Raw genomic sequence first — 19,745 nt, 5'->3', positions numbered from 1 at the left:
CGGGCCTCAGGTCCCGACCGGGACCGGGACGGCGGCATCGGGCACGGCAGCGGCGGGCGGGCTGGTGACGGCCTGCGGCGCGCGCCGGGCCAGCTCCTCGCGCAGCGGCGGCAGGAGGTACCTGCCGTAGTCCACGACGTCGTTCAGGTTGTCGTAGCCGCGGATCGAGACGATCGAGGCGCCGAGGTCGACGTAGTCGAGGATCGCGGCGACCACGGTCTCCGGGGTGCCGACCAGGGCGGTGGAGGCACCGGCCGCGTTGGTGGCCGCGGCCACCGGTGTCCACAGTGCCCGGTCGTGCAGCTCGCCCGCCGCGGCGGCGGCCAGCAGCCGCTGCGATCCGGCGTTCTCGGGCGGTGGCGGGGCGGGGTCCCCGGCCCGCTGGGCGCGCAGCGCACCGAGGATCGTGTGCGCCTTCTCCCAGGCCTGCTCCTCGGTGGGGGCGATGATCGGCCGGAAGGTGACCCAGATCCGGGGTGGGGCGGCCCGGCCCGCGGCGGTCGCGGCGGCGGTGATCGTGTCGATCTGCTCGGTGGTCTGGGCGAGCGGCTCGCCCCAGAGGCCGTAGATGTCCGCGAGCGCGCCGCCGATCCGGTGGGCCTGCACGGACGAGCCGCCGAACGAGATCGGCACCGTGCCGTGCACCGGCTTCAGCCCCGCGACGAAGTCCTCGAAGCGGTAGAAGCGGCCCTCGTGGCTCCACGGCTCGGCCTCGGTCCAGGCACGGCGCAGGATGCCGATGAACTCGGCGGTGCGCTCGTAGCGCTCGTCCTTGGTCAGGAAGTCGCCCTGGCGGGCCTGCTCGGCGGTGTTCCCGCCGCTGATCAGGTGGACCCGGGCGCGCCCCCGGCTGAGCTGGTCCAGGGTCGCGAGCGCCTGGGCGGCGGCGGTGGGGTGCAACAGGTTCGGCCGCAGCGCGACGATCAGGCCGATCCTCTCGGTGAGCTGGCTGAGCGCGTCGGCCACGCCGAGGGCGCTGAACCCGGCCGAACCGTAGGGCACCAGGGTGTGGTCGAACCCGGCCTCCTCCAGGGCGTCGGCGTAGCGGCGCAGGAAGTCCGGCTCGATGTCGTTGCCGGGGCGCGGGTACAGGTCCGAGGCGTCGCGCACGTGGACCTGGCTGACGAACTCGACGGGAGCGGGGCGGGTGGGGCCGGTCACGGCAGGGCCTTTCCGGGGTTGAGGATCGCGTGCGGGTCGAAGGCCGACCGGACGCGGTGGTGCAGCTCGAGCACGTCCGGGCCCAGCTCGTCGGCGAGCCAGCGGCGCTTGAGCGTGCCGACGCCGTGCTCGCCGGTGAGGGTGCCGCCGAGCCGCAGGGCGGTGGTGAAGACCTCGCCCGCCGCCGCCCACACCTCGTCGTCGAGCTCCCGGCCGTGGGGCAGGACGAGGATCGGATGCAGGTTGCCGTCGCCGGCGTGGGCCATCGTGGCGATCTCGATGCCGCTGCGCGCGGAGATCCCGGAGATCGCGGTGACGGCCTCGGCCATCCGGGACCGCGGCACGGCGACGTCCTCGATCAGGACCCGGCCGCGTCGCTCCAGCGCCGGCAGCGCGCCACGGCGGACCGCGAGCAGCCGTTCGGCCTCGGCGGGGTCGGCGGCCACGCGGACCTCGCCGAACCCGGCCAGGATCTCGTGCGCCCGGGCCATCTCGATCGCGGCGCCGGCGCCGTCGGTCTGCACGAGAAGGAAGGCGCCGCCCGGACCCCGGGGATCGATCGCGGAGAGGCAGGCGCCGTCGAGCAGCTCGAGCACCGCGGGCTGGATCCGCGCGGCGGTCAGGGCCGCGGCGGCCGCGGCCGCGGTGTCGACGTCCGGCAGGTACAGCGCCGCCGTCGCCACCTCGTCCGGTGCCGGGCGCAGCCGCAGGGTCGCCGCCACGATCACACCGAGGGTGCCCTCCGAGCCGACGAACAGGCTCGTCAGGTCGTAGCCGGCGACGCCCTTGACGGTGCGCCGCCCGGTCCGCACGATCCGGCCGTCCGCGAGGACCACCTCCAGGCCCAGCACCGAGTCCCGGGTCACGCCGTACTTCGCGCAGCGCAGGCCGCCGGCGTTCGTCGCGATGTTGCCGCCGATCGTGGAGATCGCGACGCTCGCGGGATCGGGGGCGTAGCGCAGCCCGTGCTCGCCGGCGGCGCGGTCGAGATCGGCGGTGATCACCCCCGCCTCGACGACGGCGACCTGGTCCGCCACCGAGATCTCGCGGATGCGGTCGAGGCGGGACAGGTCCAGCACGATCGTGCCGTCGCCGGCGGTGGCGCCGCCCGAGAGCCCGGTGCCGGCACCCCGGGTGACGACCGGGATCCGCTCGGCGTGGGCGTGGCGCAGGGTGTCGACGACGTCGTCGACGGACTCGGCGATCACGACCGCGCGTGGCCGACCACCCGGGTCCACCCCCGAGCGGTCGAGACGGCGGGCGTCGAGGACCGCGGGATCCTCGGTCCAGCCGCGCGGGAGGACGAGCGTCACGGCGTGCCCCCGGTGGCGGCCGGTCGGTCCGGGTCCGACGACCAGGCCGACCAGGAGCCGGCGAACAGCGCGGCCGGGATGCCGGCGACGGCCAGCGCCGCGATCTGGTGCGCGGCGGTCACACCGGACCCGCAGTAGACGCCGACCTCCGGTGCATCCTGGGCGCCCAGCGCGGCGAAGCGGGACCGCAGGGCGGCGGCGGACCGGAACCGGCCGTCGGCGTCGAGGTTCTCGCCGGTCGGAGCGCTGACCGCGCCGGGGACGTGCCCGGCGCGGGGGTCGACCGGCTCGACCTCGCCGCGGTAGCGCTCGCCGGCGCGGGCGTCGAGCAGCAGGCCCTTGACCGCGAGGTCGGCGGCGCCGTCGGCGTCGAGCACCGGGAGGGCTCCGCTCGTGAGCTCCACGTCGCCGGCCGGTGGGGCGGGGACCGGACCGGACTCGAGCGCACCGCCGGAGGCGGTCCAGGCGGCCAGGCCACCGTCGAGCAGCCGGACATCGGCGTGCCCGGCCCAGCGCAGCAGCCACCAGGCCCGGGCGGCGGCGAGACCACCGGAGGCGTCGTACGCCACGACCGGGCGGCCCGTGGTCAGGCCCCAGCGGCGGGCCGCGGCCTGCAGGTCCGCCGGCTCCGGGAGCGGGTGCCGCCCCGCCGTCGGATCGGTGTGGGCGCCCGCGAGCTCGGTGTCGAGGTCCACGTAGACCGCGCCCGGCAGGTGGCCCTCCGCGTGGTGCGCGCGGCCGTGCGGGTCGCCGAGCGCCCACCGGACGTCCAGCAGCAGGGGCGGACGGGGACCGGCGAGCTCGTCCGCCAGGGCGGCGGCCCCGACCAGCACCGCGGCCGACGGCAGGGTCGCGTGCAGGTCCTCGGCGGGCAGCGAGCCCGCCGCGGCGCCCTCGCGGACGGCCCGGTGGACCCGGGCGGTGACGGCGTCGTTGTGCGGGGTCGGGACGCCGTGCAGCCGACCCAGGAGCGAGATCTCGCCGTTGAGGAAGTCCGTCTCCACCGCGCCGCCGCGCTGCACGCTCTGCCAGGTGGACATGCCCGTGGCGGTGCGGCCGGGCAGCTCCTGACGGCGGAAGGTGCTCAGGTCCAGGCCGGTGTCCGACGTCGGGCTCACCGGCTCGACGCCCGCCGCGGCGTAGACGTCGAGCGCCTCGTCCCGCAGGAGCCGCACCGCCCGCTCCCGGTCGGGGCTCGCGGGGTACAGCGCGTCGAGGGCGTTCCCGATGATCATGAGGAGCTTGCCGGCCTTGCGGCGCGGGATGTCATCGACGACGGCGGTGAGGTGGCGCGCGGCGTTCAGGTCGGCGGCGATCGCGTCGAGCCGCTCGTCCCGGCCCTCGGGGAACCGGCCGATCGTGACCACGCCGACGGTCGGAGCCGCCGGGGACAGGACCTCGCCGGGAGTCAGGTACCCGGCGGGGGAGAGGATCACCGCGCCGTACACGGTCGCGAAGCGGCGCACCGCGATCCGCTCGCTGTCGAGCCCGTTCTGCAGGGTGACGACGGGCAGAACCTCGGCGGCGCTGTCCGGGCCGCCGGCCACGGGCTGCCAGGCCCACTCGGCCAGCGTCGGGTCCGTGTCCTGCGATTTCGAGGCCAGCACCAGGACGTCGCCGGGGCGCAGGTCGACCTCGTCCGGCCCGCCGGCCACGGCGACGTCGACGAGCCGTTCGCCCTCGGGGCGGACCTGGCGCAGCGGACCCGCCCGCAGCGCGTCGAGCTGGGCGCCACGAGCCACCAAGACGGTCTCGATGCCGGCGGTGTGGAGCTCGGCCGCGAGGGTGGCGCCGATCGCTCCGGCCCCGATGACGATGTACCGGGTGCTCATCGGGTGGCCACCAGCTGCGCGATCGCGGGGACGCCGAGGCGCAGCCGCTCGAGGAACAGGACGGTCAGCGCGGCGGCGGTGCGGTGCGTCTGGTCGTTCAGGGCGTCGTGCCGGCCCCCGATGATGCTGTGGAGCTCGACGCGGGGGAGGGTCCCGAACCAGATCCGGACGTCGGCGAGCGGGCTGATCTCGTCGTCGTCGCCGTGCAGACCCAGCACCGGCACCGGGATCAGGCCCTGGGCGCGGGCCACCCACGCGGGGTCGACGGGATCGGCGAGCGCTCCGCGGCGCACCGCGGCGTCGGCCGCGAGCCGGCCCTGGTGGGTGGGGCACCCGGTGCGGGCGGTCAGCTCGGACTCCCAGTCCGCGGGCACCGACCCGGAACCGAGGGTCAGCCCCGCGAGGACCAGCCCGTCCACCCGGTCGCCCAGCTCACCGGAGGCGACGAGCCCGGCTGCGAAGAGCGCCCCGGTGTCCGAGCCCACGAGCACCCGGGGAGCCGGGCCCGCGGTGCCGGCCTGTCCGGACGGCTCCTCGTCGAGGACCTCCCGCAGCTCGGCGAGGGCACGCGCGGTGTCGACGGTCGGGTCCGACACCGCCCGGACGCGGTAGCCGTCGGCGGCGATCCGCGTGCCGAAGCGCTGGTAGACCCCGGCGTGCTCACCCCGTCCCGGGACGACGATCAGGGTGCCCCGGGGCGCGATGCCCTCGGGCTCTGACCAGGAGGACGCGACGGGGACGGTTCCCGCGACAGTCACGCGAGATCACACCTCTCGGAAGGGCGCACGCTCCCGGGGTGGTCGGGGATGCCGGACCGCCGGGCCGCGCGCAGGGCGAGGCATGCGCCCGCTGGGCACATGCCCGACACAGGACATGCAGCTACTGCCAGGCGGCTCGCGCCGGGCGTTCAGAGGCCGCGACAGCTCGCGGAGTTGACCGTGCCGTGGTCGATCGTGCGGCGCTGCGTCAGCAGGGCTCCGGTCTCCGTGAGGGAGACGCACGGTGACGCCGCCTCACCCGGACGGAGTCCGGGGAGCACGTTATGCGGCGTTCGGGGCACGGCACCCACTCAAGCCGATGACGGCTCGTGTGTCCAACGACGAATAGAGATCACAATCGATAAGCACACGTGATCGGCGGTGCTAGCGTCTCCCGCATGACCGGGGTCCTCGACATCGTCGCGCTGCGCAGCCTCGTCGCGATCGCCGACCACGGGGGCTTCCATCGTGCGGCGACCGTCCTGCAGCTCTCGCAGTCCGCGGTCAGCCAGCACGTCCGGCGGCTGGAGAAGGTCGTCGGGTTTCCGCTGGTCCGGCGCGACGGGCGGGTGAGCCGGTTCACGTCCGAGGGCACCCTCCTGCTCGAGGACGCCCGCCGGGTGCTGGCCGCGCACGACCATGCCCTGGACCGGATCGGCGCGGGCCGCCCGCGACCGGCGCTGGTCCTGGGGTCGACCGAGCACGCGGCCGACGAGCTGCTGCCCCGCGTCACCCGGGCCCTGGGCGAGGTGACCGCCGGCTCGATGGTGCGCTATCGCTTCGACCGCAGCAGCATGCTCAACGAGGCCGTGGACCGCGGCGACCTCGACCTCGCCATGTACATCGGGGAGCGCCAGGGCTCGGACTCCCACCTCGTCGGCGCCCTCCCGCTGCGCTGGCTCGCCGCGCCGGGATGGACGCCCGCCGCGCCGGGCGACACCATCCCGCTCGTCGTGATCGACCAGCCCTGCACCATCCGCCGCCGCGCCCTGCAATCCCTCGCCGACTCCGGCTACCGCAGCACGGTCGTCGGCGAGGCCGCCTACCTCGCCGGCGTGCTCAACGCGGCCCGCGCGGGGTTGGGCGTGGCGCTGATCGCCGGGGACGGCACACCCGACGGGCTGGTCCCCCGGACCGACCTCCCCGCCGTCCAGCCCGAGAACCTCTATCTCCGTGGCCGTGCCGGCCTCGACGCGCGGTTGGTCGAGGCGGCCAAGGATGCGCTGGCCGAATCGCTGGTCGAGGCGAGGACATGACACCACTCGTGACACGAGATCCCGTTCGAACGTGCTCCCGGCGGGGCTACCGGCGGCCAACGAGTGCACGGAGGAGGTGCCCGCTCGATTCGTCGACGAGGCGAATCACGAGGGAGCGCGTACCTGGCGGCTGGTCGTCCTGTTCGGACACCTACTGGGCGGCGTAGCCACCGTCGACGAGGTGGTAGCTACCAGTGATGAACGACGCGGCATCCGATGCGAGGAAGGCGACGAGGTGGGCAACCTCCTCGGGGTCACCGAGCCGACCAAGGGGGTGTCGGCCGGCGATCGCTCTCCGCCCGGCCTCATCGAGGCTCGCCTCGAGCTGAGGCGTGAGCACGAACCCGGGGCCCACCGCTGTCACGCGGACTCCCTGCTCGGCGTACTCGAGTGCTGCGCTCCTCGTGAGGCCGACCAGTCCGTGCTTCGCGGAGACGTAGGCCGATGAACCGGAAATCGCGACAGAGCTGAGTACCGAGGCCATGTTGACGATGGCCCCGCCACCGTGCGCAGCAATTGCGGGAATCTGTGCACGCATTCCGTAGAACACGCCGGAGAGGTCGACATCGATCACCGAGCGCCAGCTCTCCAGCGGGTACTTGTCGAGGGCTGCCATGGCCCCACCGATGCCGGCGTTGTTGACGGCGATCCGCAACGGACCGAGCGCTTCGGCGGCGGCAACGATCGCCGTTGCTGCATCGGGCTCGGAGACGTCACCACCCATCGCTTCGCCTCGGCCGCCGCTCGCGCGGATCTCGTCGACCACCTGTGCCGCATGGTCTTCGCGGATGTCCTGGACGAGAACATGTGCGCCGTTGGCCGCGAGAACATGTGCCACGGATCGGCCGATGCCCGAACCGCCACCCGTCACGATCGCGGACCTGGCCGCCACGTCGTATGTTGCCATCTCGGTGTCCCTGCATGATCGAAGTAACTGACGGTGCCGACCGTGATCGGTGTGGTTCCGGCTAGAAGGACGTTGCGATGAGTGGCAACCCCGCGACGCCGTGACGTGTGATCGTGAGGCGGGAAATCTCCCACCTTTCCGTGGACCACGTCAGCTCGAACACGTACTCACCGCGGTAGAGGAGTGGGTCCCGGTGGTGTTCTGCTGTGAATGTGAAGAGGCCGAGGACGAAGGACTTGACGACCGCGGCCTCGTCGGAGCAGGTGGTCACCCGGATGTTGGTCACCCAGTGGTTGGAGTCCTCCCACTCCGAGAATCGTTCGCCGTATGCGGCGGCGATCTGGTCTCGGCCGCTCGACACTCCCCAGACCTGGTCCAGCACACCGTCGACCGTGTACAGCTCGGCCTGCCGGACCGGATCCAGGTCGTGGATGGTCGCGGCATAGGTGGCGGGCATCTCCGCGGCGAGACACCGTTTCCAGACGAGTTCCATGACTTCTCCTGATCTGTTCGAGCGGCGAGCGGGCGTGATCGAGGCCGGCAGGTCGCCGCAGCGCGTCGTCAACGAAGGGTGGAGCCGATGCCGCGCGCCACGATGTCGATGTCCTCGGCAGCCGTCCCACCGCTGACGCCGACCGCCCCGACGACGATCCCGCCGTGGGAGAGGACGTCGCCGCCGCCCAGGAACAGGAGATTGGGTTCGGTCGCGGCGATCATCGCGCCTCGAGCCGGCTCGACGCGGTCGGCCATCGCGGCGGTCGAGGTACCGAAGTTCAGAGCCGTCCACGCCTTCGAACGCGCCAGTGCGAAGGCCGAGGCGTACGCACCGTCCATCCGCATGGAGGCGGCGTGGGAGAACGTGCTGTCGAGCACGACGACGGCGATCGTGACGCCTCTGATCGCAGCGTGGTCGACGCACTCCTGGCAGACCCGGTTGGCAAAGGTCAGGAAGTCCACGGTCGGCGTGCCTTTCGTCGTGCATGGGTGCTGGGGCGGCCGGCCGAGCGATCGCTCGGCTCGGGTCCCCCACGTCGACGCCCGGGCGGGCACCACGTGGGGGACTGCCCTAGGAAGCCGGAGTCGGCAGCGCAGTGGTGAAGCCCGTGTACCCCTGCCTGGCGACGTCGTCGCAGTGCTGGCGGTAGACCCCCACGCCGGCGAGATAGGCCATGAAGACCCGGGGCTTGCCCGGCACGTTCGACCCCATGTACCAGGAGTCGGCGGTGGGGAAGAGGGTTCCGTTCGCGACCTCTTCCACATGGCGGACCCAGTCGTCCTGCGCTGCTTCCGAGGCCTCGATCGCGAGTGCCCCCTGTTCTCGCGTCCAGCGCACGCAGTCCGTGACCCAGTCGACGTGCTGCTCGATGGACACCATCATGTTCGACATCACGGACGGGCTGCCCGGCCCGGTGATCGTGAACATGTTCGGGAAGCCCGACACCGCGACTCCGAGGTACGCCCTCGGACCCTCGTTCCACTTCTCCGCCAGACGGGCTCCTGCCCGGCCCCGGATGTCGACCCTCGCGAGCGCCCCGGTCATCGCGTCGAAGCCGGTGGCGAAGACGATGGCGTCGACCGCGTACTCCGCGTCGGAGGTGCGCACGCCGTCCCGGGTGATCTCGACGATCGGTGTCCTGCGGATGTCGACGAGCCGGACGTTGTCCTTGTTGAAGGTCTCGTAGTAGCCCGTGTCGAGGCAGGGACGCTTCGTTCCGTAGGGAAAGCTCCGGGGGGACAGGAGCTCGGCGACCTCGGGATCCTTGACCGTCTCGCGGATCTTGGACCGCACGAACTCGGACGCGGTGTCGTTCGCGTCCCGGTTCGTCAGGGTGTCGGTGTAGGAGGCGAGAACGGCGACGAGGTTGCCCTCCGCCCAGGCCGCCTCGTAGCGCTCGGCTCGTTCCTCGTCCGAGACCTCGAGCGCCGACTTGGTCGGCAGGGCGATGGGGACCCCGAACCCGGATTCGCGCTGCGCCTGGCGAAAGGTCGTGTAGGAGGCCTTCTGCTCGACCACCTCGTCCTCGGTGAGCGGCCTGTTGCCGGCGGGCATGGAGAAGCAGGCGGTTCGCTGGAAGACGACGGTGTCGGAGGCCTGCGCCGCCATGATCGGGATGGATTGGATGCCCGAGGACCCGGTCCCGATCACGGCGATCCGCTTGCCGGTGAAGTCGACGCCCCCCTCGGGCCAGTGGGCGGTGTGGTAGGTCGGTCCCCGGAAGTTCTCGACGCCCGGAACCTCGGGACCCTTCGAGATGGACAGGCACCCGGTGGCGAACACGAGATACCGGCAGTCCACGGTCTCGCCGGCGTCGGTGGTCACCGTCCATCGATGCCGCTCGTCGCTCCAGACCGCGCTCTCCACCCTGGTGTCGAACGTGATGTCCCGGAGGAGGTCGAACCGCTCGGCGACGTGCTGTGCGTAGCGCTGGATCTCGGGCTGGGTCGGGTACTTCTCCGACCACGTCCAGTCCTGCTCGAGATCCTTGGAGAACGAGTAGGAGTAGGCGTAGCTCTCGACGTCGCACCGAGCGCCCGGGTAGCGGTTCCACCACCAGGTGCCGCCGACGCCGGATCCGGCCTCGAGGACGCGGGTCGAGAGTCCCAGCTCTCGGAACCGGTAGAGCTGGTAGAGGCCTGAGAAACCGGCGCCGACGACGACAGCGTCAACGGACGGGGAACCACTCATGACGACGTCTCCTGGTTCGGGCTGAGCGATCACTGGTGTCGAGCGGCAGAGCCGGACAGGACGCGGTCGACCTCGCCGACGACGTAGTCGAGGCCCTCCTGCTGTCCGGGGAGTACGTTGACCATCGAGAAGAACCCGTGCATCTGACCGAGGAACCGGCGGGACTCCACATGGACGCCGGCAGCGCGGAGCCGGTCGGCGTAGGCCTCGCCCTCCTGCCGGAGGGGATCGTGCTCGGCTGTCACGACGACGGCCGGCGGCAGACCGGTGAGATCCTCGGCGCGCAGGGGCGAAGCGTTCGTGCGGGTACGCAGTGCGGGGTCCGGCACGTAGTGATCCCAGAACCAGATCATCGCGTCCCTGCTGAGCATCAGCTGGTTGTCGGGATCTACGTAGGTGGCGGTGTTCGTGTCGCAGTCCGTGACCGGATAGACGAGGACCTGGAGGTCGATCCTCGGTCCGCCCTCGGCCGTGGCTCGCTGGGCGACCACCGCGGCCAGGTTCCCGCCGGCCGAGTCACCGGCGACGACGAGAGGGCCGTCGGCGAGGTTCTGCTCGGCCACCCACCGGAGAGCGGCCCAGGAGTCGTCCGCCGCGGCGGGGTAGCGATGCTCGGGAGCCAGCCGGTAGTCCACGAGGACGACGGTGCACCGCGTCCGGACGGCCAACAGCCGGCCGAGATGATCGAACTCGTCCGGTGAGCCGATGACCCACCCTCCACCGTGGAAGTAGACGATGACCCCGCGCGGCGCGTCGACCGACAAGATGCGGACCCCGAACTCGCCGCCGTCGGCGGTCGGGAGTCGCTCGTCGCTGCTGTTCAGCACCTGCGGACCCGGTCCGTACATCGCCTCCAGCTGCGCTCCGAGGCCTCGAGCCTCGGTGGGCGTCATCCGGTCGATCGGCTTGCCACCTTGCTCCGCGACTACGGACAGAAACTGGGACGTTGCGTCGTCCAATGCCATCGGTGGCTCCTTGATCGGCGTAGGGAAGGGACAGATTTCATGGTCGAGTGGCCGGGCGGCCGATTGCCGCCTGCAGCTGCATCCGCCGGAACTGCGAGTCGTCGTCCTCGCCGCGCCTCCCACCGACGAGGCTGCCCAGGACACAGCCCAGGAAGCCCAAGGGGATCGACACGAGAGTCGGGAACGCCAGGGGGAAGGGAGCGCCCGGTCCCTGCACCTGGGGACCGAGGATCACCAGGAGGACCGCGCTTCCGAGGCCGAGGCCGATCCCCCACAGCATTCCGGCACTGGTGAAACGCCTCCAGAACAGCAGGCACAGCAGCACGGGGACGTTCGCGCTCGCGGCCACGACGACGGCGATCGCGCCGAGCACGGCGACGTTCGTGTTGTGGGCTGCGAGCGAGATGACGATCGCGACGACCGAGATGACGAGCGAGGCGACGCGACCGGCCCATACCTGCTCGCGGTCCGACGCCCTCGACTTTCGAAGGATGACGCCGTACAGGTCGTGGGCGAGTGCCCCGGAACCGGTGATCACGAGGCCGGCCACCACCGCCAGGATGGTGGCGAACGCGACTGCGGCGATGATGGCGAACAGCAACGGTCCGCCGACGGCCTCGGCAACCTGGAGCGTCGTGAGGTTTCCGGCCTTGTCGGCCGCCGTGATGGCGTCCCGACCCAGCAGGGCGACTGCGCCGTAGCCGATGAACGGCGTCGCGATGAAGGCGAACCCGGCCAGTACCAGCGCCCAGTTCATGGAGCGCCGGGCCTCGACGCCGCTCGGCACCGTCAGGAACCGCACCAGGACGTGGGGCAGGGCCGCGGTACCGAGCCCGACCCCGAGAGCCACGGAGAGCAGGTCGAGCCCACTCGTCGCCCCGCCCGGCACGACGAAGAGATCGACGGGGCTCGCCGCCGAGGCAGCGCGCATCAGCTCGAGGACGTCGAAGTCGAAGCGTGCCAGTACGAGCACGACGAGCACTCCGACACACACGATCAGCAGGGCTGCCTTGACGATCTGGATCCAGCTGGTGGCAACCATCCCACCGAGGCTGATGTAGATCGTCATGAGGACGCCGACGACCGCCACCGCGACGCCGTAGTTGACACCGAGCAGGTAGCTGATGAGCACGCCGGCGGCCACCAGCTGCGCGATCATGTAGAACACCGTCACCAGGAGAGCGTTGACGGCCATCGCGGTTCGAACGGCACGACCGCCGAACCTGCTGGCCACGACATCGGCCATGGTGAACCGGCCGAGATTGCGCAGCGGCTCCGCGAACAGCGCGAGCAGGATGACGAGGGCGACGAACGGGCCCGCCACGTAGAAGAAGGCGGACACTCCCTTGAGCGCGAACATGCCGACGGTGCCCAGGATCGCACCGGTCGACACGAAGTCACCGACGATCGCGAAGCCGTTCTGCCAGCCGGTGAGCTGGCCGCCGGCGACGTAGTGCTCGCGGGCGCTGGTGTTGCGGCGCGCCGCCCAGAGCGTGATCCCGATCGTCAGCGCGACCACCAACGCGAACACCGTGTAGGTGAGGACGCTCCTCATGAGGACTCTCCCGTCCGGGCGATGATCTCCGCGGTGCGGGCGTCCCACCGGACGGCGTGGCGGTGGTACAGCCACGCGCAGAGTCCGACCGCGGGGAAGCTGAGCAGAATGAGCAGGAAGAGCCAGTTCAGCGGGCCGGCCACCGGTGCGTCGAGAACCGAGGTGAACCCGGCGAGTGCGGTGATGACCAGGAACCCGCCGAAACTCAGGAGGCAGACGGGTACGGCGAACCGAAGACGCGCCCTGGCCAGTGCGGCTGCGTGACTCTCGAGTTCGGGGGACGCCTCGACGCCCCGTGCCGTGGTGCCGGACGCACCGTGTGCATCGTCCATGATGCGCAACTCCAGATGAGGCATCCGGTCCTCGGAGGAGGACCGGCACGGATCCTTCCGGGCGGCCTGCCCGGGTCGGATGATCGGTGAGCGAAGGACACGGGCTCCGTGCCGGGCTCAGGGCTCCGCTCGGGCGGATCGTCCCGCGGCGTAGGCCTTCTCGAGGCTGAGGACATCGGCGCCCGGGCTCTCGAGAAGGGGGCGTGCGCTGAGATCGAGAACGGACACGGTGGAGTCGTCGAGGAGAACGGCCTCGCCGTCGGCGCTGCAACCCTCACTCATCAGCCACGCGACCGTCCGGGGGATGTAGGCCGGAACCGACTCCTCGCTCTGACCGGCGCCGGGCAGCAGAGCCTTCATCCTGGTCACCGTGCTCACCCCGCCCGGTGCGACGGCGTTGACACGAATTCCGAGGGGACGGCCCTCTACGGCGAGTGCCCTGGTCAGGAAGAGCACGGCACCCTTGGCCGCCAGGTAGTGCGGGTAGCGCACGGGTGAACTCTCGTAGGCCAGCATGGAGGTCGACACCGTCGTGACGATCGAGCCGCGGCCCTGGTCGCGGAAATGGGGCCACGCAGCGCGGACGATGTTCAGGGTGCCGTCGAAGTGGACGCGCAGCATCGCGGCCCAGTCGGAGTCGTCCGTCTCGGCGAACGTCTTGTTCGTCACGATGCCGGCGTTGCAGAGGATCCCGTCGATGCGGCCCTCGGCGTCGAGGATCCTGCCGACGAGGTCTGCGGCCTCTGCCGCCTCGGCAACGTCCGAGGCGTCGGCAGTGGCTCGACCGCCTCGAGCCCGAATCGCCTCGACGGCCTCGTCGGCCACTCCGGTGCTCCGACCGTCACCGTCGAGCGACGTGCCGAGGTCGTTGACGACGACGGTCGCTCCCGACCGCGCGAGGTACTCGGCGCAGGCGCGTCCACGACCTCGGCCGCCCCCGGTGACGAGGACGACCTTGCCGTCGAGGTCCGGCAGGTCCACCGACGATCCGGCTTCGGCGTTCACGCCACTGCCTCGGTGGGCTGACGGACCCACAGGCCCTCGAGTCCGCGGAGCATGTAGTTCGGCCTCCACCGAAGATCCTGGTCGGCGAGCTCGAGCTTCGGGAATCGGGTGCGGAGCGCCTGGAAGGCCGTCTGAAGCTCGAGACGGGTGAGGGACGCGCCGAGGCAGTAGTGCGCACCTGCCCCGAACCCGAGGTGGTTCGACGCCTTTCGCGTGATGTCGAGGCGGTCCGGGTCGTCGAAGACCCGCTCGTCACGGTTCGCGGAGGCGTAGATGATCATGACCGTGTCCGTGTGCTCGACCCGCACCCCTTCCAGCTCGCCGTCGAAGCCCGCACGCTTCTGGAGCATCTGGACCGAAGGAGTGAAGCGGAGAAGCTCCTCGATGCACTGGGGGAGAAGACTGTCGTCGGCGACCAGCGCGTCCCACTCGCTGCGCCAGTCCCCGAGCAGCTCGAGGAGGCCGTTCGCCAGCTGGTTCGTCGTGGTCTCGTGGCCCGCGAAGACGAACTGCGTGGCCGTCGCGGCGAGGTCCTCGTAGGTGAAGGGGAACTCGCTCGACTCGTGGGCGGCCCGCATCCGGGCCATCAGCGGGCTGTTGCGTTCCTGATCGGCGCTCTCCAGCGACCTCACGATGTAGGCGCGCAGGGCGAAGAGGCTCCGGTGCGCGTCGTAGAGGGACTCGGTGGTCCGCCAGTCCGAGCCGAAGAACGCGGCGATGTCCTCGGCACACTGCCGGATCAGCGACTTGTCCGCCTCGATATTGAGGAGCTCGCAGATCACGATCAACGGCAGCTGGTACGCGAGCGACGGGATCACGTCGAAGCCGGCGTCGCCGTCGACCTCGTCGAGCAGCTCCGCGACGATCACGCGCACACGCTCCGTCAGGTCGCTGACGGCCTTCGGTGTCAGTGCGGTGACGGCGATCCGGCGCAGATCGCGGTGGCGCTGCCCGTTCGTCGCGCCGACGCGCAGATCGTAGAACGAGCAGAACTCGGTGAGCAGGCGAACCCGTTCCTCGTCGGCGCCCGAGGTGGCCTCGATGAAGCGCTTGCCGTCGAGTGAGGTGAAGCCCTGCAAGGTCGTGGGCAGGGTGAGCACCCGCTTGGCCGAGTCGAACCGCGAAACCAGGACGACGTCCTTGTGACGGACGGCGGGGCCGAGGTCCCGCAGATCGCGATAGAGCGGGTACGGGTCGGCGACGGCATCGGGGTCGCCGCGAAGAAGGGCGTCGATACGCTCGGAGGTCGACGTTCCAGGCGTCATTGCCTCTCTCTCCTCGTGATGGGGCGTTGTCGCCTGCCAGACCTCGAGGGGTCCGACCGAGTCAGCTGGCGAATCCGGTATCCAGGATACTACTCGGCGACGGGGTGGGATGCCATCACTTGGGGGCGGCGAAGTCGGTCGACCGGCTGAGCTCCTCCCATCTCTCGTCCTCCTCGATCTGGCTCTGCCACGCCGCTCGTCCGGCCTCGTAGGCGTCGCTGCCTGCGAGGAGGCGCCTCGGTGGGTCGTCGAGGCCGGCGACGGTCAGGACCAGGCGCGCGACCTTGGCGGGATCGCCGTTGGCCGTCGTGTCCGCGTCGGCGAGGAGGTCGGACCACATCCCGACGGTGGGCCGGTACGGCTCGCTGATCGGAGGTGTCGCCATGGACGCGCCGGACAGATCGGTCCGCATGCCACCCGGCTCGATGGTGGTGACCTTGATGCCCAGCGGCTCCACCTCTGCCGCGAGTGCCGTCGAGAAGCCGCCCACCGCCCACTTGGCCGACTGGTAGGCGGTGAGCCCGGCGCTGCCGATGCGCCCGGCGATGGACGAGATCTGGATGATGTGGCCGGCGCCCTGCTTGCGCATGATCGGCACGGCAGCCTTGGTGACGTACACCGTGCCGAGGAAGTTCGTGTCGACCTGTCGCCGGAAGGCGTCGAGATCGGTGTCCTCGAGCGCGACGAGGTCGCCCTGGCCGGCGTTGTTGACGAGCACGTCCAGTCTCCCGAACACCTCGGTCGCCGAGGCGACGGCGACCGTCGCTGCCGCCGGATCCCGGACGTCGAGCCGTTCGACGTGAACCCGGTCGGGGTGTCGCCGGGCGATCTCGGCGAGGGTGTCCGGGTCGCGGGCCGTGGCGACGACGCTGTGTCCGTCGGCGAGCGCCTGCTGGACCAGGTGCCGACCGAGGCCGCGGGACGAACCGGTGACGAGGAAGACCTTGGTCACGACGTGCTCCTTGCCGTACTTAACGCACTCTGGATGCGTTATGGAACGTAGGTCAGCTCCGTCCCTTGAGTCAAGGGGCGTGCGTTACCGTCGTGATGTGTCTGTCACGCAACGTGCGCGGTCGGCGTCCGACAAGGCGCGACGCAGAGCCGACCTGCTTGCCGCCGCGCGGGGGATCGCCCTCGAGCGCAGCGTCAACGCCGTCACCCTCGCTGCGGTGACCGCCGCCGTCGGCCTGCACCCTTCGGCTGTCCGTCGCTACTTCGACTCGCGCGAAGAGATGTTGCTCGAGCTCGCGCGGGACGGCTGGGTGGACTGGCGGGCGAACCTGGCGCGGATCCTCGCGGGGCGCCGTGGGATGCCGGCGGACGACGTGGCCGAGGCGCTGTCCTCGTCGCTCTCCGAGCTTCCGCTCTTCTGCGATCTGTTGACGCATGTCGTCCTCAGTCTGGAGGGCGCGGTGCGCCTCGAGCGTGCCCGCGAGTACAAGGCGGTCGCGGCGGAGGCCTACGACGCGATGATCGATGCACTCGTCGCGTCCGCCTCGGGGGTCGATCGGCATGCCGCCCATGTGGCGATGAAGGCGGCCATGAGCAGTGGCGCGTTCCTCTTCCAGTTGGCCCGCCCCAAGGACACGCTGCGCGAGCTCTACGAGATGGAGCCGGGCCTCGCGCGGGACACGCTCGACCTCCGGGCCCAGCTGAACGAGGTTCTCGCGGCCGTCCTCCGTGGACTGGTCGAGAGCTGAGCCCGTACCCGAGAGGGCGGGTGTCCGGTCGCCGACGCGACCGTGGGCGGTGTCCGCGGGGCAAGAGCCTGTTGACACTCTGGGATGCAGTAGCCAGGATACCAAAGCGATTCGGCCGGACCGAAGCACGACGGCCGGCTGACGCGGTCGATGTCCGGTGATCGTTCGGAGGCAACAATGAAGTCGCGCGGTGCACTGCTGTGGAAGCCCGGCACCATGTCCGGTTGGTCGGTCGAAGACATCGAGGTGGGCTCCCCGAAATCGGGTGAGGCGATGGTCAAGCTGGCTGCGTCGGGGATCTGTCACAGCGACGACCACCTCGACACCGGTGACCTGCCGCTGTACTTCGAGGGTCCGATCATGGGTGGACACGAAGGTGCCGGCGTCGTCGTCGAGGTCGGTGAAGGCGTCACCGACCTCGAGGTCGGTGACCACATCATCCTGTCGTTCCTCCCGTCCTGCGGACGGTGCGCATACTGCGTCACCGGGCGCACCAGCCTCTGCGTCCTGAGCGCCGGATGCATGAGCGGCATGGCTCCCGACGGAACCAAGCGGGTGTTCGCCGGTGATGTCGGCGTCGGCTGCAACTCCTACCTCGGCACCTTCAGCCAGTACGTCACCGTGCCGACTGCGTCGATCGTCAAGGTCGACAAGGATCTCCCACTGGACAAGGCGTGCCTCATCGGCTGTGGCGTCTCGACGGGCTGGGGGTCCGCGGTCTACGCGGCGGACACCAAGCCGGGCGACACCGTCGTGGTCGTCGGTACCGGTGGTGTCGGCATGAGCGCCGTCCAAGGGGCTCGGATGGCGGGAGCGCGGCACATCATCGCGCTCGACACGGTCGAGTTCAAGCGTCAGGAGGCGCCCAAGTTCGGGGCGACCCACGTTGCCGGATCCTTCGAGGAGGCCCAGCGTATCCTCGACAACCTGCGTCCGGGTGACGTCGGTGCGGACCGGGTGATCGTGACGTGCAGTGTGGGTTACGGATCCCTGCTGAACCCTTCCCTCGACCTGACCCGCAAGGGCGGGACGTGCGTGTTCACGAACATGGCCCCGCTCGAGCAGCGAGACGTCGAGCTCGACCTGTTCAGCCTCTCGATGATGGGCAAGCGCCTGCAGGGCACGCTCTACGGCAACACCAACGCCCGTGTCGACATCCCGCGACTGGCGAACGCCTACATGGACGGCGTCCTGAAGCTCGACGAGATGATCACCCGGACCTACGGTCTCGACGAGATCAACACCGCGTTCAAGGACATGCGGGAGGGTCGGAACCTCCGCGGCGTGATCATGTACGACGGCTGACCGCCGCCGGAGATCGATCGACACAGCAGCCACCAAGATCGAGGGAGATCCGTTGACACTGCTGAGCACCGATCCGCACCACACCTCGGTGCGGTCCTACGACACGCTCTTCATCGGTGGCCGATGGGAGAAGCCCAGCACCGATCGCCGGATCGAGATCATCTCGCCGACCCTCGAAGAGGTGCTCGGCAGTGTTCCCGAGGCCGGTGTCGAGGACATCGACAAGGCCGTCGCCGCCGCGCGGCACGCGTTCGACCACGGGCCCTGGCCCAGGATGGCGCCTGCCGAGCGCGCGGGTTACCTCACCCGCATCAGTGAGGAGCTCACCAAGCGGGTGCCCGAGATGGCGGCGACGTTCACGGCGGAGCTCGGAGCCCCTTCGGCGCTGAGCACCGCCTTCAACGTCTGGGGCACCGTGGCCTGGAACGACGCCGCGACCCTCCATGAGCGCTTCGCCTGGGAGGAGGAGCGAGCCTGGGAGGGCGGAAGCGCTCGGGTCCGCAACGTTCCCGTGGGGGTCGTCGCCACGATCATCCCGTGGAACGGGCCGGTGGCCGCTGCGTCGCTCAAGCTCGCTCCTCCGTTGGCGGCCGGCTGCACGGTCGTGCTGAAGCTCGCGCCCGAGGGCCCCGGCAGTGCTCTCCTGCTCGCCGAGGCGATCGAGGCGGCCGGGCTCCCGGAGGGTGTCATCTCCATCGTCCCGGGTGGTCGCGAGGTAGGGGACCACCTCGTACGGCACCCCGGCATCGACCGGGTGGCGTTCACCGGGAGTACGGATGCGGGCAAGAAGGTCATGGCGGCGTGTGCCGACCGGATCACCCGCGTCGGGCTCGAGCTCGGGGGGAAGTCGGCGGGGATCATCCTGGACGACATGCCGCTCGACGACGCGCTGGCCACCATCATCGGAGGCGGGGTGGGACACTCGGGCCAGGTCTGCGCCGCGATCACCCGCGTACTGGTCTCGAGGGACCGTCTCGCCGAGTTCGAGGAGAAGGCCGCATCCCAGCTGTCCGCGATGACGGTGGGTGACCCGTTCGATCCCGCCACGGTGCTCGGTCCGCTCGCCGCGGAGCGGCAGCGCGATCGGGTGGAGGGTTACCTGCGACGAGGGCGCGACGAGGGCGCGCGGGTGGTGACCGGTGGCGGTCGACCTGCCCATCTCGATCGCGGCTGGTTCATCGAACCGACACTGTTCTCCGAGGTCGACAACACGATGGCGATCGCCCGAGAGGAGATCTTCGGACCGGTCCTCGTCGTGATTCCGTTCCGTGACGAGGACGAGGCGGTCGCCATCGCGAACGACTCGGACTACGGCCTGTCCGGTGCGGTCTACTCACAGGACGTGGACGCGGCGTTTCGTGTCGCCGGCCGGCTGCGGACCGGACAGGTCTCGATCAACTCGACCGCGCAATGCGTCGTGCAACCGTTCGGCGGATTCAAGCGGTCGGGCCTCGGTCGCGAAGGCGGTCTCGAGGGCTTCCACGAGTTCTTCGAGTCGCAGGTCATCCTAGGTCCCTGACGCGCGGCCGCGGCCTCCCGCCACCGGCGGGAGGCCGGCAGCCGCCGGTCGTGGGTGTCCGGCTCACTGCACGGCGCGGCCGACTGCGCCGCGCCGGATCTTCGCCTTTCCCCGGGGTTTCGGTCTGCAGCCATGCTGTCGTGGCTGGTCGGGGGGTGACCGAGAAGAACCCATTCACACTCACAG

General features: G+C 70.7%; 18 protein-coding genes. 4 read left to right on the top strand and 14 right to left on the bottom strand.

All coding sequences use genetic code 11. From position 1 onward, the window contains the following. Positions 1–6: 6 nt before the first annotated feature. From ABD324_RS17385 to ABD324_RS17370, 4 genes are read right to left on the bottom strand one after another with little or no spacing between them, the layout of a single operon-like run. The gene (locus ABD324_RS17385; protein WP_344417877.1) at positions 7–1,161 is read right to left on the bottom strand and encodes an LLM class flavin-dependent oxidoreductase; all 1,155 of its coding nucleotides are present in this window, start codon (positions 1,159–1,161) and stop codon (positions 7–9) included. Then, the gene (locus ABD324_RS17380; protein WP_344417875.1) at positions 1,158–2,474 is read right to left on the bottom strand and encodes an FAD-binding oxidoreductase; all 1,317 of its coding nucleotides are present in this window, start codon (positions 2,472–2,474) and stop codon (positions 1,158–1,160) included. The genes ABD324_RS17385 and ABD324_RS17380 overlap by 4 nt, the downstream gene beginning before the upstream one ends. Next, positions 2,471–4,306, bottom strand: a complete 1,836-nt coding sequence (locus ABD324_RS17375; protein ID WP_344417873.1) for a rhodanese-like domain-containing protein — start codon at positions 4,304–4,306, stop codon at positions 2,471–2,473. Before ABD324_RS17375 ends, ABD324_RS17380 begins: the two co-directional genes overlap by 4 nt. Beyond that, the gene (locus ABD324_RS17370) at positions 4,303–5,064 is read right to left on the bottom strand and encodes an alpha/beta hydrolase (RefSeq protein WP_344417871.1); all 762 of its coding nucleotides are present in this window, start codon (positions 5,062–5,064) and stop codon (positions 4,303–4,305) included. Before ABD324_RS17370 ends, ABD324_RS17375 begins: the two co-directional genes overlap by 4 nt. 398 nt (positions 5,065–5,462) lie before the next feature. Here ABD324_RS17370 and ABD324_RS17365 point away from each other — a divergent pair, with 398 nt between their 5' ends. Next, a complete protein-coding gene (locus tag ABD324_RS17365) occupies positions 5,463–6,320 on the top strand; it encodes a LysR family transcriptional regulator (RefSeq protein ID WP_344417869.1) in 858 nt (285 codons plus the stop codon). A gap of 151 nt (positions 6,321–6,471) precedes the next feature. On the opposite strand, the gene ABD324_RS17360 is transcribed toward ABD324_RS17365, so the two are convergent. The 10 genes from ABD324_RS17360 to ABD324_RS17315 all read right to left on the bottom strand — a co-directional run bounded on the left by ABD324_RS17360 (position 6,472) and on the right by ABD324_RS17315 (position 15,987). Further along, positions 6,472–7,227, bottom strand: coding sequence for an SDR family NAD(P)-dependent oxidoreductase (locus tag ABD324_RS17360; RefSeq protein WP_344417867.1), 756 nt, complete (start codon positions 7,225–7,227; stop codon positions 6,472–6,474). Between the two features lie 61 nt (positions 7,228–7,288). Beyond that, entirely contained in the window at positions 7,289–7,720 is a 432-nt protein-coding gene (locus ABD324_RS17355; protein ID WP_344417865.1) for a nuclear transport factor 2 family protein, read from the bottom strand. Positions 7,721–7,788: 68 nt separating this feature from the next. Continuing rightward, positions 7,789–8,184, bottom strand: a complete 396-nt coding sequence (locus ABD324_RS17350) for a heme-binding protein (protein WP_344417863.1) — start codon at positions 8,182–8,184, stop codon at positions 7,789–7,791. Between the two features lie 109 nt (positions 8,185–8,293). Further along, positions 8,294–9,913 carry a flavin-containing monooxygenase gene (locus ABD324_RS17345; RefSeq protein ID WP_344417861.1) on the bottom strand — a complete coding sequence of 540 codons (1,620 nt, stop codon included), beginning with the start codon at positions 9,911–9,913 and terminating at the stop codon, positions 8,294–8,296. 29 nt (positions 9,914–9,942) lie between these two features. Further along, the gene (locus tag ABD324_RS17340) at positions 9,943–10,878 is read right to left on the bottom strand and encodes an alpha/beta hydrolase (protein WP_344417859.1); all 936 of its coding nucleotides are present in this window, start codon (positions 10,876–10,878) and stop codon (positions 9,943–9,945) included. A 37-nt stretch (positions 10,879–10,915) separates the two neighbouring features. After that, positions 10,916–12,433 (bottom strand): solute symporter family protein, encoded by a 1,518-nt coding sequence (locus ABD324_RS17335; RefSeq protein ID WP_344417857.1) that lies wholly within the window; start codon positions 12,431–12,433, stop codon positions 10,916–10,918. Further along, entirely contained in the window at positions 12,430–12,765 is a 336-nt protein-coding gene (locus ABD324_RS17330; protein WP_344417855.1) for a DUF485 domain-containing protein, read from the bottom strand. Before ABD324_RS17330 ends, ABD324_RS17335 begins: the two co-directional genes overlap by 4 nt. Before the next feature lie 117 nt (positions 12,766–12,882). After that, entirely contained in the window at positions 12,883–13,770 is an 888-nt protein-coding gene (locus ABD324_RS17325; protein ID WP_344417853.1) for an SDR family NAD(P)-dependent oxidoreductase, read from the bottom strand. Beyond that, complete coding sequence (locus ABD324_RS17320) at positions 13,767–15,035, bottom strand: cytochrome P450 (protein WP_344417851.1); 1,269 nt, start codon at positions 15,033–15,035, stop codon at positions 13,767–13,769. Before ABD324_RS17320 ends, ABD324_RS17325 begins: the two co-directional genes overlap by 4 nt. A 115-nt stretch (positions 15,036–15,150) precedes the next feature. Continuing rightward, complete coding sequence (locus ABD324_RS17315; RefSeq protein ID WP_344417849.1) at positions 15,151–15,987, bottom strand: SDR family NAD(P)-dependent oxidoreductase; 837 nt, start codon at positions 15,985–15,987, stop codon at positions 15,151–15,153. Positions 15,988–16,027: 40 nt separating this feature from the next. On the opposite strand from ABD324_RS17315, the gene ABD324_RS17310 reads away from it, so the two are divergent. From ABD324_RS17310 to ABD324_RS17300, 3 genes are all read left to right on the top strand, one after another. Further along, positions 16,028–16,735 (top strand): TetR family transcriptional regulator, encoded by a 708-nt coding sequence (locus tag ABD324_RS17310; protein WP_344417847.1) that lies wholly within the window; start codon positions 16,028–16,030, stop codon positions 16,733–16,735. A gap of 177 nt (positions 16,736–16,912) precedes the next feature. Further along, entirely contained in the window at positions 16,913–18,040 is a 1,128-nt protein-coding gene (locus tag ABD324_RS17305; protein ID WP_344417845.1) for an NDMA-dependent alcohol dehydrogenase, read from the top strand. Between the two features lie 52 nt (positions 18,041–18,092). After that, the gene (locus tag ABD324_RS17300) at positions 18,093–19,559 is read left to right on the top strand and encodes an aldehyde dehydrogenase (RefSeq protein ID WP_344417843.1); all 1,467 of its coding nucleotides are present in this window, start codon (positions 18,093–18,095) and stop codon (positions 19,557–19,559) included. The last annotated feature ends 186 nt before the right edge of the window (positions 19,560–19,745 follow it).

This window comes from Pseudonocardia ailaonensis (assembly GCF_039531635.1).
Taxonomy (GTDB): Bacteria; Actinomycetota; Actinomycetes; order Mycobacteriales; family Pseudonocardiaceae; genus Pseudonocardia; species Pseudonocardia ailaonensis.
The sequence above is the reverse complement of the archived record's forward strand: the minus strand, read 5'-3'. Positions and strand labels throughout refer to the sequence as shown.